A 13696-nucleotide genomic window follows, 5' to 3' on the forward strand; every position below is an offset into this window, starting at 1 on the left:
AGAGCAGTCCCGCGACTTGTTGGCTCCGGTCCAGATCGCTGGTAGGCTGTACGTGAGAGGGGTGTTGGGCATGGGTCCCTCGATTTTGATCATCGGGGCCGGCATAGCGGGGCTTTCTACTGGATGCTATGCCCAGATGAACGGCTTCTCGACGGAGATCTTCGAGATGCACGACAAGCCGGGCGGGCTGTGCACGGCATGGACGCGCGGGGGTTACACGTTCGATTATTGCATCCACAATCTTTCTGGGACGGCGCCAAGCTCGCGGTACTACCGGATGTGGCTGGAGCTGGGCGCTCTGCAACCGCAGACCCATCCACAGGCCACAGCTGAAACCACCGTGGCAGAAGCTGAACAGGGTCCACCACAGAATCTAGGGCCCAGCACGCATCCCGCGAGCGCAGACCGGGCCGGCGCAAGCGGTTGCCCCGTGTACCACTACAAAGAGCTGGTCCGCGTCGAGGACCCTTCCGGCAAGTCTCTTACCATCGGACCCGACATCGCGCAGCTTGAACGAGACCTGAAGAAGCTAGCCCCAGGCGACAAGGAGGTCATCGACGAGTACATCCAAGGTATCCGCGCGTTTGGGGGTTTCGATCTCCTCAGCATGCCAGGCTCCGGAGCACGCGGTGTGCTGGGGATGATCCCCCACATCGGCAAAGTGGCCAAGTGGATGAAGCTCACCCTCACCGAATTCGCCAAGCGATTCTCTGACCCCTTTCTGCGGCGGGCGTTCCCTTATGTCCAGTATGACATGCCTGCGACTCCGACGGGCGCGCACCTCAATATGATCGCGGGAATGAGCCGCGGGGACTGCGGCTGGCCCGTCGGCGGCTCGCTGGCATTCGCCCGCGCTATAGAGCGGCGCTACCGTGCCCTTGGGGGTGAGGTTCATTACAAGTCGAGGGTGGCGAAGATCTTGACAGAGAACGGACGGGCCATCGGCGTTCGTCTGGCGGACGGCTCGGAGCGCCGAGGAGATGTGGTAGTCTCCGCCGCGGACGGACACGGCACGATCTTCGACATGCTGGAAGGCCGCTACGTGAATGAGGCTGTGCGTTCTTACTACGCCGCGGCGCCCGAAAGCCAAGACATGGCGCTGCACGTGTACTTCGGGGTGGACCTGGATCTCTCGCGAGAGCCGCACGCTCTTGTCCTGCTCCTCGACAAACCTGTAGAGATCGCGGGCCACGCGCGGGACAGGCTCGGCATAGAGATCCTCAACTTCGACCCAAGCATGGCCCCGCGGGGTAAATCCGTGATCAAGGTTCCGCTCGAGGCCAGGTATGATTTCTGGCAGTCTCTGAAGTCCGGCGGAAAAGACGCCTACCGCGCCGTGAAGGAAGATGTCGCCGCGCAGGTCTTGGACTTGCTCGAAACGCGTTTTCCGGAGCTGGGCAGGCACGTGGAGGTTACGGACGTGTCCACGCCCCTGACCGTGGAACGGTATACCGGGAACTGGCGCGGGCTACAGGCGTGGATGCCTCCAGGAAATCCCATGGGAGCCTTGTTAAAGGGCGCCTTCATGACGGGTTTGCCCGGATTAGACGGTTTCTTCATGGCCGGGCAGTGGGCGTGCGGCATGATCGGCCTCTCCACGGCGGCCTCGGCGGGCCGGAGGCTGGTGCGGTCGCTTTGCCGGCGCTACGGACGTTCGTTTGTAACCCTTGTGCCGGAGCGCGTGGAGAAAGCCGGCAGCTGAGAGGGTCCGCGGGCCCGCGGACCCTCATCAACCACCCCGCATCAGCTTCACGTAGTGTTCATAACGCGAGCGTCGTATGGACCCCGACTCGACGGCCTCGCGCACGGCGCATCCCGGCTCTGAAATGTGGGCGCAGTCGGAGAACCGGCACTTTCCGATGTACGGTCTCATTTCTCGGAAGCACGACGCAAGGTCGCGGGCCGAGATCTCCCATAGCCCGAATTCCCTCATTCCGGCGGTATCCGCCACGAAACCGCCGCCGGTGAGCGGGATGAGCCGCGAGGCGGTGGTCGTATGCCGGCCTCGGTGCGTGGTCTTGCCGACCTCGCCCGTGGCGAGGCCGATGCCCGGCTCGACCGCGTTGAGCAGGGACGACTTTCCGACCCCCGAAGGCCCCACCACAAGAGAGATCCCGCTGGCGAGGACGGCCTTGAGCTCGTCGACGCCTTGGCCCGTTCTGGCACACGTGCGAAGAACGCGGTACCCGATCTCTTCATAAGGTGCTGCCATGTTGCTCGCGTCTTCGGGAGATACGAGGTCGATCTTGTTGAGACACACGATGCTGGGAATGCCGGAGTGCTCGGCTGCGGCCAGGTAACGGTCGAGACCTCGCGCCCTGAACGCGGGTTCCGCCGCGGCGAACACTATGACGATCTGGTCCACGTTCGCTGCGATGACTTGCTCTCCGGGACGCTCGCCCGCCGCTTTCCGTCCGAACGAGTTTCGCCGCCTCTCGATTCTCTCTATCACACCCCTGTTGTGGTCGAGCAGGGCAAGGTGGACGAGGTCGCCTGGGGCGACCGGATTTGTGGCTCTGCCCGTCTCCCTCACCAACTTGCGCCGGATCGTGCAAAGGATGGGCCTGCCTTCCACAAGGACATGGTAGATGTCGTTTCCGATCTGAAGGACTAGACCTTGCCGGAGGTTTTCCTGCGTATCCAGCGGGACCGAGGCACGGGACGGATCCCCCTGGAACGTGCTCTCAGTCATCGGACTCTGCCTCCCCGTCGCCGTCGCCTTCGAAGCCTTCGCCGAAGTCGTCGAGGAACTCCTCGATGAGCTCAATGGTTTCCCTGTCGCGACGCCCTGATTCGTGGCGCCTTGCGCGTTTCTCCTGACGCCGTGCCTTGAGCTGTTCTTTCATCTTGGTCCGATTGCGTTTTTGCTCGAGGTCCTTTTTCACTCCTGATACTTGGTGCTTGGTCAATCTATTTGTCACCGCTACATGACCTCCATGACCATCGTGCTAGAGCATGATCACCGTCTTGCAAGGTTTCAGCCCTTCCACCGGCGAACCGGAGACACCGGCTGCCACCGGGACCGCCTCGCAAGGTTTGCCGACCTGCGCGCTCGCATGCGCGCTCGCGGGCACTTCGACCCTTCCCGCCGGCCTTGCGGCCAGATGCCCTCGGGCTCTCCGGTCCTCGGGCCCTCCGGGTCTCGGTTTGTACGCAAAAGGGCCGCGTTGTACACAAAAGGGCCGCGGGCGATGCCTCACCCACGGCCCAAAGGGGTCACCTCTGCACTCTCGGTCCGCTCCGCGCGAGCTCCGCGCCCGCGCGAGGGCGCGTCGCCGTTCGCCAGCGCACGCACGTATGCCGGCCAGATCGGAGAGATCCCCGAGCAAAAAGAAACGCCCGCCACGGCGGGCATGCAGAACGGAAACAGGCTCAAACAACGCGAGACTCAAGCCAGGCGAGTCGTAGGCTGGAACCCGGTGCCTTCTCTTCAGGGGTTCCCGCTCATGCCTGGGTTTCCCTTCGCGCCCCCGGCGGCAAGGTGGGTGAGGCAGATTGTGCCAACAACAAATACATGTTCAACGACCCTCTTCACACAACCCACCTCCGTTCCGGAAGCATGATCCAGACGACACCAATGTAACACCGGAGAGGCACAATGTCAACAACGGCGCGCCCCCGCGACTCCGTGGCTCTGCGGCTCCGCGGCTGCCTAAGGCCCTACTGGCCCCTTCGCGGGCTCCCGACTCGGGTAAATGTAGCATTTCGGCCGCCTTGAACCAGCACAGACGAGAACGCCGTCTCGCACCATGGCCTCAAGGTCGTTGTACGCCGTTGCGGTGCTGACCTGAAAGTGCTGGCAGTAGTCTCTCACGGTCCAGACACGACCCTGAGAGGCCATGGACGCGGCCTCGCGGCGGCGTCCGAGGCGATCCCTGACGTAGATTGCAGTGGCATCGCCAGCGGTGGCACCGGCGGACGACGCTCCGGCCCAAGGTCCGGGCTTCCACCCGGCCCATCCGTCCATCGGAGCCCGTCCGTCGAAGACGGCGGTGGCAGCCTCGGCACCGGTGCCTGCCGTGGAAGACCTCACGGCAGGCGTGGTCCTGTAAACCTCGTAAAGGGATGACGCAGGCGACGGCGACGTGGCAGGAGACTGCGAGCTCGACGTCGAGGGCGGTTGCGGCAAGCCCTCCTCGCCGAAGCAGCCCTCGACCTGGAATCTTTCGCGGAGCACGACCACAGCCGCGGAAAGCCATCGGTATGCGATATCCTGAGCTATGCTGCGCGTCTCGGCGAAGAGCCACTGCACAGCGGGGTACTCCGCCTGCAGCGCGGCTACCACATTGAGCAGCCATCCGGGAGAGATGCCCACCTCTCTCTCGGCCTTCACCAAGGCGCTGAGCCGTCCCTCCACCACCAGAATGCCTCTGGGCAGGCGGCTCAGCTCAGCCAGCTGCATGCGCAGGGTGCCCGATGAGATGGCGCTCATCAAGTCTCCTATCGACTTGCGTTCTACCGCTGCTACGAGCCGGTTGCCGAAGAACACCCCGTAATCTCCCACCGGGAGCTCCCTTCGCTCTGTGCTCGCGTGCTGACGCGGGAATTTCCACGGATAACGTTCCCGGTAGTCCACGGCGACCGAGAGCGTGCGCCTCTCCAAGCCCCTTGCAGTCGGCACCCTGATCCCCGGGCGGGCGGCCTGCATTGTCTGCTGGGTCCGCCAGAACACGAGTGTGCGCCCGCGACTCTCCGTCCAGATGAACATGGACCGACGTCTCTGGCGTCGTTTCAATACCAAATGGACTGCCTTGCCCGCCCGCCAGCACGACTGAACGGGAGCTGTATCGAGCACCTCCAGTTGCGCCGGCCAGCTCTCCGCCCCCAACTGGAGGCAGAAAAGATCCCGGCCGTGCGGCCATACATCAGACGTTGCAAGCACCAGCGGCTCTTCGCCGGCTACGGGGAGGTATAAGAGGTAAGGCAGCCGCGTGTCGGGCTTGGGATTGCGGGCCACGACAAAGAGTGACGTCGGCAGAGGCAAAGAGTGTCACCGCCCGTCTTGACATTACTTACCTGGCTTCATTCTGATGCTGGAGCCCCAAAATGTCAACCGGACGCGAGGTCTCCGCATTCCTACCTCAAGACCTCGGTCGATCTCCTGCGCCACCAGGTATGGTGCCAAAGGTTCGCGCTGCTTTCCGGTGGAGGGATCCCGTGCGGGGATGCCGGTGTTGCCCTCCGGGGACGGCGCCCTTGCGGCACGCCTCGTTCGAATTCGGCGCGCGAGGCAGCCGAATTCTCCACGCCCCGTCGTGCAACCACCGGCATCCCTACCACGATCAAGCCGGGCGCCGGACGACCGGGCGGCGCCTGGTCCTCTGCCTGTGGCATGATCTGGCAGCCGCCCCTCGTACAACGGCGAGTCTTGCCAACCGGTGACGGCGGGCTCATCCTGACGCGGATGGAGGGGCGATTGTACACATATGTTGCTAATGTAACTCAACTTTTCGACTTAGCCTGTCCCCATTGTCTTGCGGCCAGTATCGTGTTATACTACCTCCCAACAACTTAGTAGATGGGAGGAGAGGGGAAGACATGCAGCAAACTTTCCGCCGGTCGCTCTTGACGACCATAGTCGCAGCAGGCCTGTTGTTATTGTGTGTGCTACCTGGAGCAAGCGCAGCCGAATCGCCAAAGCGTGGAGGCACTCTCGTGATCGGCACCACGACCGACGTAGATACCTTCAACGTTTTGGTGTCCAACAGCATCACCTCGTCATGGATTCTAGATCTGATGTACCCGAGCCTCCTTGCGATGGATGAAAAGGCGAACAAGGTACCCTACCTCGCGAAGGAATGGGGCTATTCCGACGGCGGCCGCGTGGCGTGGTTCAAGCTGAGAGAGGATGCGAAGTGGCAGGACGGCACGCCGATCACTTCCGAGGATGTGAAGTACACGGTCGACATCACGGTAAAGTACAACATAGGTTTCAACGCCTCGCTGTTCTCCTCTGTGGAGAAGATCGTCACCCCAGACGCGCACACCGTGCAATTCTATCTGAAGGAGCCGAGCGTGAGCTTTGCGCCGAGCGCGGGCTTCTGGCTCCGAGTCGTGCCCAAGCACATCTGGGCAAAGGTTCAGGACCCGAAGCAGTTCGCAAACGATAACCCCATAGGTGCAGGCCCCTTCGCGCTTGTGAAATACCAGCGTGGCCAGTACTACGAGCTCGCGCCGGTGAAGCAAGGGTTCTTTGTCCAGTCTGGCCCGCCGCTTGTTGACAAGGTCATCTTCAAAATCTATCCCGACATCAACACCTTGATCTTGGCGTTAAAGAAAGGAGAAGTGGACCTGTCCGCAGAGTCCATACCGCCCGCGTCCGTGCCCGACCTCAAGAGGACGAAGGGCATCAATGTCGTGTCAGGCCCGAGCCTCGGGTATGCATACATGATCTTCAACCTGCACTCGAAGCAGGCCGCGTTCCTGGCAGACGTGCAGGTGCGTAAGGCGATAGCCTATGCGGTGAACAAGGACATAATCAACAAGATGGTCCTCGCGGGAAACGGGCTTCCTATCGCAACGGCCGTGTCCCCGGTCCTCGACTTCTGGCACAACCCCAACGTTAAGGACTACGCGTACGATCTCAACCAGGCAAAACGGATTCTGGACGCGGCTGGGTACAAAGACACGAATGGCGACGGGGTCAGGGAGGTCCCGGCTTCCAAAGGCGGCGGAAAGCTCAGAGTACGGATCCTTTACGATTCCGGACATGCTCAGCAACCCAAGGTAATGCAGATACTCAAGGACGACCTTGCGAAGATCGGGATAGAGGTCGTGCCCGATGGCATGGAGCGCAACGCGTACCTGGCGAAGAGGAAAGAGCTGGCCTTCGACCTCATGCTGGGCCGCTGGGGCATCATGGACGAGCCCGCCGACTACCTCTACCTGCTGTACCACTCTGATACTTATGGCCAGGGAGGAATCAACGAGTCCGGTCCCAACGATCCCACGCTCGACAAGCTGCTCGATGAAGCGAGGAAGACCGGGGATGTCAATCTGGCGCGTGACAGGGTGTTCAAGATTCAAGAACGCTTGCACGAGCTAGTTCCAGAGGTCACCTTGTATGTGGAGCAGTACTACTTTGGGTATCGTGACCGGTTCACGGGTTACCGCCTGTTCCCGAGCGATCTGCGAGGGCTCGTCGATCCTCAGTCGCTGTCGGTGGTCCATCTGGCGAACTAGGAGGGCATGCGCTGCACGGTCAACTGCCGCATAACGCACAACGCTCGCTGCTCGCTCGCCGCTCGCCACTGCCAGCTAGTGGCGTGGCCCACGGCCTTCGCCTCCGAAGGCTCGTGACCGGGGGCGCCCGCGGTGGCGATCGGCGATGCACGCGACCTGCTGATTGTTGATGGTTGCTGACGGTGCGCGCGACGGACTACCTCGAAAACTGCACCAGGAGCCTATAGCCGTGGACTCAGGCGTCGTGTCTGGCCGGGACGAGACTTCCGATGGGGACAGCCTGAGTCCACGGTTTGGTGGCTTCGTTGGTCCACCCGTTATCCTCCACCGGAGGGAATGCCGATGAGCCGATACATGCTAAAGCGCGTCCTGCGCGGTCTTCTAACGGTCGCGGTCTCGGTAACCTTGACGTTCATCATAGTGAGGGTCATGCCCGGAGATCCAGCCACGATGCTCATGGATCCCAGGATGACCGAGGAGATACGCCAGCAGATACTACACGACTTCGGCTTGGACAAGCCGCTGTGGGTCCAGTACCTGACATATGTGGGGCAATTACTCAAGGGCAACCTCGGGGTGTCGTTCCGCTCGCTTACGCCCGTCGCGGCTGTCATTTGGTCGAGGCTTCCTTGGACCCTCCTCCTCATGGGCACGAGCTTCATCCTGACCATTCTCATTGGGGTGCCGCTCGGGGTGGTAGCTGCTGTCAAGCGTGGAGGGGCCTGCGACCGCGTCATCAACGCCTTCGCCATCGCGGGACACTCGATCTTCGTTCCGTGGCTCGGGATCACCCTGCTTTACCTCTTGGGGTACACGCTTCCGTGGTTTCCCATAGGGGGCGCGTGCGACATAGGGGTCACGGGATGGGAGGCCGTGTCCAGCGTGGCGAGGCACCTGGTGTTGCCCGTGACCACGCTCACCATAATCAACCTCGCGAGCTACGTTCTCTTTCTTAGAACGGGGATGGTCGAGACGCTGAGGGAAGACTTCGTCCGAACCGCAAGGGCGAAAGGGGTGCCCGAGAACCGAGTGATATTCAGGCACGCCCTGCGAAACGCGTTCTTGCCGACGGTTACGATGATAGGTCTTCAGCTCGGGTCCATGGTTGGTGGCGCGGTGCTGACGGAGTCTGTCTTCGCCTATCCGGGGGTAGGGAGGCTCATTTACGAATCTGTCACGCAGCACGATTATCCCGTGTTGCAGGGCACGTTCATAATCCTTGCCTTTACGGTCATCCTGGCGAACATTCTCACGGACCTCGCCTACGCCTATCTAGACCCCAAGGTCAGGTTCGAGGCATGAGGGGCCTTGACGCATGAGCGAGGTGAAGGCAATGTCCGCAGCAGCAGATGCAGATGCAAACGTTGATGCAGCTTGCGTCGATGCCCGCGAGAACGGGGCCCGCGCTCACGCGCCGGGCGTTATGAGGCGGCTCATTTCGAACCCGTTGGGCGCGATTGGCCTGACGGTTCTCGCATTGATGACTTTGGTGGCCATCTTTGCGCCGGCCCTGGCGCCTTACCCGTCGGGATACGGGAACCTGGATGAGATGAGCCTGCCTCCGAGCAGGCTCCATCCCTTCGGCACAGACGACATGGGCCTCGACATACTGGCGCAGGTGATTTGGGGAACGAGAGTATCGATGCTCGTGGGGGTCGCCGCGACCATGCTTTCGCTCGCCATCGGCGTCCCCGTCGGGCTATTTGCCGGGTTTTACCGAGGGCGCGTGGACGCCTTCGCTACCAGCGTGATCGACATCTTCCTGAGCCTGCCTGTGCTCCCCTTGATGATACTCCTGGGAGCCGTGCTCGGGCCGAGCCTGACGAACATCATACTCGTGATCGGCTTCTTTAGCTGGCCGTCTACGGCGCGCGTAGTCCGGGCACAAGCGCTCTCCGTGGCCGAGCAGCAGTTTACGGAGGCTGCAAGGGCGATGGGCGCCACCGACGCGCGTATTCTGCTGAAACATCTCCTGCCGAACGTGTTCCCGCCGATTATGGTGAATATGGTGCTCACCATCGCCACGGCCGTGATATCCGAGGCGGGCCTCAGCTTCCTCGGGCTGGGCGATCCCACCCAGTGGAGCTGGGGGCGGATTCTCGAAAACGCGCACCGCAGCGGCGCGTTCGCCACTGCATGGTGGCACACTCTCTTCCCTAGCCTTGCGATAATGCTCTTGGTCATGTCGGCGAACTTCCTCGGCATGGCGATCAACGAGATCCTCAATCCACGTTTGAAGAGGAGGTAAGGTGTTTTGCAAGCCCTAGACATCCTCGTCACCAACGCCAGGGTGATAGACGGGACAGGGAAAGACGCTTTCATGGGAGCGGTCGGCATCAAGGGCGACAAGATAGCATTCGTCGCCAGAGGAGCAGCGGGCATTGCAGAGGCAAAGACCGTCATCGACGCGGGAGGCAAGGTGGTCTGCCCGGGCTTTGTGGATCCCCACGCCCACCTCGAGCTCCTGATCCTGCACCAGCCGCGCACCGAGGCGTATGTGGCCCAGGGCATCACCACCGCTGTAAACGGGAACTGCGGCCATTCAGTCACCCCGTACGGTACCGACCGCGTGCTGGAATACCAATACAGAAACGGCCTCATCACACAGAGGTTCCGGGAAACCCCCACGCCCTTCCGATGGAACTCATTCTCTGAGTATATCGCCGGGCTCGCGGCAGCCGGCGGCACTGCCATAAACCACGGGTTCTTGCTAGGACACGGCACTTTGCGCTGGGCGGTCATGGGCGGGGCCATCAACAGGCCGCCGAACGAAGACGAGCGCAAGGAGCTCAAGAGGCTCGTAAGGGAGGGCCTCGAACAGGGTGCGCTCGGTATGTCCACGGGGCTGGCGTATATTCCCAGTAAGTACGCGGACACGGACGAGATAGTCGAGCTCGCAGAAGTGCTGGCGGAATACGACGCCACCTACGCCTCCCATATTCGATATCAGCTCGGGATCGAGGCTGCGACCGCGGAAGCCATCGAGATCGGCAGGCGTTCAGGCGCGAGGGTCCAGGTTTCGCACCTTCACATGGGGGCGCCCGGGGCATACAGGCTTATCGCGGACGCCGTCGCCGAAGGACAGGACGTGGCGGCCGACACGATCCCGAGGAGCACAGGGCATCTCGTTCGCGGCGACCGCCTCGTCCAGTTCATCATGACGATGTCTCCTGAGTACTTCGACGTGGGCGTCGACGGGGTGCTGGACGCCATGCGGACGCCGGAGGGTCGCAGGCTCTTCGTGCATCAGGAGCCTTTCTTCACGCACGATCCCGCGGAGGTATATATCGTGAACACGGGCGACGCCTCGCTGGAAGGAAGGACCGTGGCGGATGTCGCGAGCGCGCGTTCGGTGAGCCCGCCGGACCTCATCTTCGATCTCCTGCTGGAGAAGGGGAGGGAAGTCACTTTCTGGTTCGGCAAAGATAGACAGGACGCCGCGCCGGACTTCCCGCCGGACGAGGTCATCCGGTATCCATGGCTTTCGCCTGGCACCGATATCCTGATGGTCGAGGACTGGGATCCCCAAGGATGGTACGAGCTCATGCGGCCCGGATGCAACGTCACCTTTATGAGGCAGGCCCGGCGCGCGGGCGTGCGGCTCGAAGAGGTCATCCGGCGGATGACCTCCTTCCCCGCGAAGCAATTCCGCATAAGAGACCGGGGCGTCCTGGAAGAGGGCAAGGCCGCGGACGTGATAGTCTTCGACCCGGATGCCTTTGCTTACCCGGCCGCGGACGAGATCGACTACTCGAACCCTTACACGCGGGCGACCGGCATGGATTACGTGATCGTGAACGGCACGATCGTCATGGCAGAGGGCCGGCAGCTCGACGCGCTTCCGGGGCGACCCGTCACGCGTTAGGATGCGGGTCACCCAGGGCCGCCCGAGCTCGTCTGTGATGTCATTCGAGAGGAGGTGACGACGCAATGAGGCTGACGAGACCTTTCTATCTCCGCAAGATAGCGCGATGCAGGCAGGAGCTGGCGGATAGGTGCCTGGATGGTTTATTCATCCTGAACCACCTGAGCATCTGGTATCTCACGGGTCTCTTTCACTTTCCGACGGAGCGGCCCATCGGGGTCTTCATAGGCACCGAAGAGGACAGCCCCAGGTTCTTCATACCGAAGCTCGAGGAGGACCAGATACGCGAGATCTGGGACTCCAACATCGAGACTTACTTCGAGTACCCGGGCGTTGTCGACCCGTTGGCGTGGATGTGCGGCCGTCTTGCAGACTTGGGCTACGGCAACAAGCGGCTGGCGTACGAAGGCAACATTCCTGTGGGCTATAAAGAGGCGCTATGCGCGGCGCTGCCCGGCGTTGACTGGAGGGAAGCCGGGGATATCATCGCCGGCATGCGCCTGGTGAAGGACGAGGAGGAGATCCAACTTATCCGCAAGGCGGCCCTGTATTCCGACTTCATGGTGGAGGAAGGGGTGCGGGTCGTCAAGGAGCGGGGGCTCGTTTCGGAGATAGAGATCCTCGAAGAGGTGGTCAGGAGGACAGTCGACAGGATGCTTGACGAGTTGGACCCCATAGTCTACGTCTCAGGCATCGCTGGTGGGCTGGTGTGTTCGGGCGAGCGATCCGCGTTTCCGCACGGGCTTCCGAGCAAGCGCCGGATAAAGCGCGGCGAGAACCTGATACTCAGCTTCGGGTGCATCGTGGGCGGGTACAACGCCGAGAGCGAAAGGACCGTCTTCGTGGGCAGCCCGTCCGCCGAGCAAAGGAGGATGTACGAGGCGGTGAGGGAGGCACAGGAGACCGGCACGATGGCTCTCAAGCCGGGCCGCCCGTGTAAGGACGCCAACAAGGTCTGTCTTGATGTGCTCCGCCGGGCGGGCCTATGGGAGTATGTGAAACATCGGCAGGGACACGGAATAGGCATCTCCAACCATGAGGCGCCGTGGATCGAGGACGGCGACGGCACCATCCTGAGACCGGGGATGGTCGTGTCGAGCGAGCCAGGGATATACGTGCCCGGCGGCGGCGGGTACCGCGTTTCGGACACGGTGCTCATCACGGAGGCGGGTCCGGAGAGGCTTACGTCCTATCCGCGCGACATCGAACACCTCATCATAGACATCTGAGTATGTCGCAGAAAGTTCACGCTACTTTCCGGCGGAGGGGCCCCGCCTAGGGCTATCGGTGTTGCCCTCCGGGGACGGCGCGCTCGCGGCGCGCGTCGTTCGAATGGACCCGACGGTCGAGGTTGAAAGCAGCAATATGAAGAAGGAGGAATGCGGCATGGGTTTGAACAAGCGGTACAACGGCTACAAGGCGTACCAGTACCTCGAACCTGGGGTGGACTACAGAGACTTCGTCCTGTGTAAGGAGATCGGGCGCGTCCCGGAGTACCTCGTTCCTCTCACTCCTGAGCAGGAGAGGCGCGTGGAGGAGATAGCGCGTGACTCAATCATCATATCCCTTCACGATCACCCCGTGGCCTTCCCAGAAGACCTTGAGCGTGACCTCTTCGAGTACGCCCGTGAGGGCAGGGAGCGGACAGCGTACGAGGGGCTGTCCCAGTCCTATCTTGACTGCGTGTTCGATAACATGATGGACGGGACATGCACCATCACCTCCAAAGCCGGTTGGAAGTGGCGCGACGTGCTTTACGACCTCGGGATGAGGCTCTCCGACATCGCTCACCAGGACTTCATCATCCGCTGCGAGCGGGTGGATGACATCTACCGCGCGCACGCCGAGGGCAAGATCGCGCTGGTGCCCGCCATCGAGGGCGCGGCGATGCTTGAGAACGAGGTCGACCGGGTGGACATCCTCTACGGGTTCGGCGTCCGGCTCATGGGGATCACGTACAGCGAGTCGAATGCGCTGGGCTCCGGGCTGCGCGAGGACAACGACGGCGGCCTGACCCAGTTCGGGCGGCAAGTGGTCGAGAGGATGAACAAGATCGGCATGGCCATCGACTGCTCCCACTGCGGCGTGAAGACCACTCTGGACGTCATCAAGACGAGCAAGAAGCCCATATTCCTCACGCACGTGGGCGCGCGGGCGTTGTGGGAGAGCAAGAGGCTGTTCCCCGACGACGTGCTGAAGGCCTGTGCTGACAAGGGAGGCGTCATCGGCATCGAGGCGGCGCCCCATACGACGCTCACGGAGAAGAACAGGACGCACACCATCGAGTCGTACATGGAGCACTTCGAATACGTGAAAGACCTCGTTGGCATCGACCACGTGGCGTTTGGGCCGGACACTTTGTACGGCGACCATGTAGGCCTGCATCACGCCTATGCAGCCCACCTCTCAACCAAGGGCACACAGGGCGTGAAGCACTTTGACGAGGTGGAGTACGTGAAGGGCATGGAGAACCCCACCGAGGCTTCGAAGAACCCCTTGCGCTGGCTCGTTAAGCACGACTACTCCACCGAGGACATTCAGAAAGTGCTCGGGCTGAACATCCTGCGCGTCTTGAAGGAAGTGTGGTACTAGACCCAGTGACTGGGCCTGATGGGCGAGCCCAACGAACGGCTGATCGGCTGATCCTGG

Annotated in this window: 10 protein-coding genes; 7 read left to right on the forward strand and 3 right to left on the reverse strand. The window is 61.9% G+C overall.

The genetic code is table 11. From position 1 onward, the window contains the following. The first annotated feature begins 16 nt into the window (after nucleotides 1–16). Nucleotides 17–1702, forward strand: a complete 1686-nt coding sequence (locus GX515_04295; GenBank protein HHY32236.1) for an NAD(P)/FAD-dependent oxidoreductase — start codon at nucleotides 17–19, stop codon at nucleotides 1700–1702. 27 nt (nucleotides 1703–1729) lie between these two features. On the opposite strand, the gene rsgA is transcribed toward GX515_04295, so the two are convergent. From rsgA to GX515_04310, 3 genes are all read right to left on the reverse strand, one after another. After that, nucleotides 1730–2692: a ribosome small subunit-dependent GTPase A gene (rsgA, locus tag GX515_04300; GenBank protein HHY32237.1), complete on the reverse strand. Its 963-nt coding sequence runs from the start codon at nucleotides 2690–2692 to the stop codon at nucleotides 1730–1732. Then, nucleotides 2685–2921, reverse strand: a complete 237-nt coding sequence (locus tag GX515_04305; protein ID HHY32238.1) for a hypothetical protein — start codon at nucleotides 2919–2921, stop codon at nucleotides 2685–2687. The genes rsgA and GX515_04305 overlap by 8 nt, the downstream gene beginning before the upstream one ends. Nucleotides 2922–3652: 731 nt before the next feature. Continuing rightward, the gene (locus tag GX515_04310) at nucleotides 3653–4708 is read right to left on the reverse strand and encodes a hypothetical protein (protein ID HHY32239.1); all 1056 of its coding nucleotides are present in this window, start codon (nucleotides 4706–4708) and stop codon (nucleotides 3653–3655) included. 947 nt (nucleotides 4709–5655) lie between these two features. On the opposite strand from GX515_04310, the gene GX515_04315 reads away from it, so the two are divergent. From GX515_04315 to GX515_04340, 6 genes are all read left to right on the forward strand, one after another. Beyond that, complete coding sequence (locus GX515_04315) at nucleotides 5656–7182, forward strand: ABC transporter substrate-binding protein (GenBank protein ID HHY32240.1); 1527 nt, start codon at nucleotides 5656–5658, stop codon at nucleotides 7180–7182. A 342-nt stretch (nucleotides 7183–7524) separates the two neighbouring features. Continuing rightward, the gene (locus tag GX515_04320; GenBank protein HHY32241.1) at nucleotides 7525–8484 is read left to right on the forward strand and encodes an ABC transporter permease; all 960 of its coding nucleotides are present in this window, start codon (nucleotides 7525–7527) and stop codon (nucleotides 8482–8484) included. A 31-nt stretch (nucleotides 8485–8515) separates the two neighbouring features. Next, a complete protein-coding gene (locus GX515_04325; protein ID HHY32242.1) occupies nucleotides 8516–9430 on the forward strand; it encodes an ABC transporter permease in 915 nt (304 codons plus the stop codon). A 6-nt stretch (nucleotides 9431–9436) separates the two neighbouring features. Further along, nucleotides 9437–11047 carry an amidohydrolase family protein gene (locus GX515_04330; GenBank protein ID HHY32243.1) on the forward strand — a complete coding sequence of 537 codons (1611 nt, stop codon included), beginning with the start codon at nucleotides 9437–9439 and terminating at the stop codon, nucleotides 11045–11047. A gap of 65 nt (nucleotides 11048–11112) precedes the next feature. Further along, nucleotides 11113–12276, forward strand: coding sequence for an aminopeptidase P family protein (locus GX515_04335; protein ID HHY32244.1), 1164 nt, complete (start codon nucleotides 11113–11115; stop codon nucleotides 12274–12276). A 157-nt stretch (nucleotides 12277–12433) separates the two neighbouring features. Further along, complete coding sequence (locus GX515_04340; protein HHY32245.1) at nucleotides 12434–13639, forward strand: diguanylate cyclase; 1206 nt, start codon at nucleotides 12434–12436, stop codon at nucleotides 13637–13639. Nucleotides 13640–13696: the final 57 nt, after the last annotated feature.

This window comes from Bacillota bacterium (assembly GCA_012842395.1).
In the GTDB taxonomy this organism is placed as follows: Bacteria; Bacillota; SHA-98; order UBA4971; family UBA4971; genus UBA6256.

Bases quoted from the DNA above. Each gene is read 5' to 3' on its own strand.
- GX515_04335 (HHY32244.1), top strand. From the start codon at position 11,113: ATGAGGCTGACGAGACCTTTCTATCTCCGCAAGATAGCGCGATGCAGG.
- GX515_04325 (HHY32242.1), top strand. From the start codon at position 8,516: ATGTCCGCAGCAGCAGATGCAGATGCAAACGTTGATGCAGCTTGCGTC.
- rsgA (HHY32237.1), bottom strand. From the start codon at position 2,692: ATGACTGAGAGCACGTTCCAGGGGGATCCGTCCCGTGCCTCGGTCCCG.
- GX515_04340 (HHY32245.1), top strand. From the start codon at position 12,434: ATGGGTTTGAACAAGCGGTACAACGGCTACAAGGCGTACCAGTACCTC.
- GX515_04320 (HHY32241.1), top strand. From the start codon at position 7,525: ATGAGCCGATACATGCTAAAGCGCGTCCTGCGCGGTCTTCTAACGGTC.
- GX515_04310 (HHY32239.1), bottom strand. From the start codon at position 4,708: ATGTTCATCTGGACGGAGAGTCGCGGGCGCACACTCGTGTTCTGGCGG.